Here is a 1,538-nt window from a genome sequence, read left to right as displayed (position 1 = left end):
TGGTTGGTGGGTGGGGGGTGGTGTTAGGGGAAGATGTTGTGGCCGGGGGTGAGGGTGTGGGTGGGGTCGTAGGTGTTTTTGGCGTTGGTGAGGGTGGTGTAGTGGGGGCCGTAGTGGTGTTGCCAGTCGGTGGGGGTCATGTGGGGGATGGCGCCGACGAGGTAGCGTTTGGCGCCGAGTTGGGTGGCGCGGTTGTAGAGGTTGCGGTTGCGGGTGAGGGCGGGTTGGGGGTTGGTGGTGGGGTGGGGGAAGGCGAGGAGGTCGAAGAGGTAGGTGGTGGGTTCGTTGGGGGTGATGGCGAGGGGGTGGGTGATTTTGTTGGTGGGGAAGGGGTAGCAGAGGAGGAGGCCGGGGCCGATGTCGTCGGGGGTGAGTTGGGGGAGGGCTTCGTTGAGGAAGGTGGGGGTGGTGGTGGCGGGGAGGAAGAGGGAGAGCCAGGGTTTGGGGGAGTTCCAGTAGCCGAGGTTTTTGATGGTGTCGGCGAAGGTGTCGGCGCGGTAGGTGTAGTCGCGGTAGGTGGTGTCGGTGGTTTGGGTGGTGGTGGGGTTGAGGCCGGTGAGGAGGGTGGTGGGGTTGGGGGGTGTGGTGGTGTAGTGGGCGACGGCTTCGATTTTGTAGGTGGGGGGTTGGCCGTTGGGTTGGATGAGGATTTCGCCGATTTGGGAGGGGAAGCGGCCGTCGTTGAGGATGGTTTGCTGGTCGGTGAGGAAGGTGTGTTGGTCGGTGTAGGTGAGGGTGAGGACGAGGGCGCGGGTGGGGGCGGGGACGAGTTTGAGGGTGGCGCGGGTGATGATGCCGACTTGTCCGGCGCCGGCGAGGGCGGTGTGGAAGAGGTCGGGGTTGCGGGTGGGGGTGGCGGTGAGGATGCGGCCGGTGCCGGTGACGATTTCGATGGCTTCGACGGTGTCGGCTTGGAGGCCGTGTTTGTGGACGGTGGAGCCGATGCCGCCGATGCTGATGGTGCCGCCGATGGAGAGGTGGAGGTAGTCGGTGAGGCAGGGGGGTGTGAGGTTGTGGGTGAGGGCGGCGTCGGTGAGTTGGGCCCAGGTGACGCCGGCGTCGACGGTGGCGTTGGTGGGGGTGATGGTGTGGATGCGGTTGAGGGCGCGGGCGTTGATGGCGATGCCGCCGGCGACGCCGGCTTGGCCGTAGTTGGAGTGTGATTCGAGGTCGTTGCCGGTGCCGCTTTGGCCGTTCATGGCGACTTTGAGGTTGTTGCGGCGGGCGTAGTTGATGATGGCGGCGATGTCGTGGGGGCCGGCGGGGTTGAGGACGGCGTAGGGGGGGTTGGTGGTGAGGCGGCCGAAGTCGTGGGCGTAGGTGGTGGTGGTGGCGGGGTTGGTGGTGAGGGTGCCTTGGAGGGGGGGTAGGGGGGCGAGGTGTCGGGGGGGTGCGGGGGTGTCGGTGGTGGCCCAGGTGCGGGTGGCGGTGTTGAAGCCGATGACGGTGGCGGCGGCGGCGGTGAGCAGGGTGCGGCGGGTGGTGGTGGGGTTCACGGGTGGTGGCCTCCTGGTCGGGGCGGGGTAAGGGTGGGGCGG

At 67.6% G+C, this 1,538-nt stretch carries 1 protein-coding gene; it reads right to left on the bottom strand.

The features are described 5' to 3' along the window. Positions 1-23: 23 nt before the first annotated feature. Complete coding sequence (locus ACH5AR_RS33820) at positions 24-1,496, bottom strand: FAD-binding protein (protein ID WP_396305355.1); 1,473 nt, start codon at positions 1,494-1,496, stop codon at positions 24-26. Between the last annotated feature and the right edge of the window lie 42 nt (positions 1,497-1,538).

It is taken from the genome of Kitasatospora sp. NPDC018619 (assembly GCF_044391605.1).
Classification (GTDB): Bacteria; Actinomycetota; Actinomycetes; order Streptomycetales; family Streptomycetaceae; genus Kitasatospora.
Note: the sequence above shows the minus strand (reverse complement) of the source record. Positions and strands in the feature narration are given on the sequence as shown.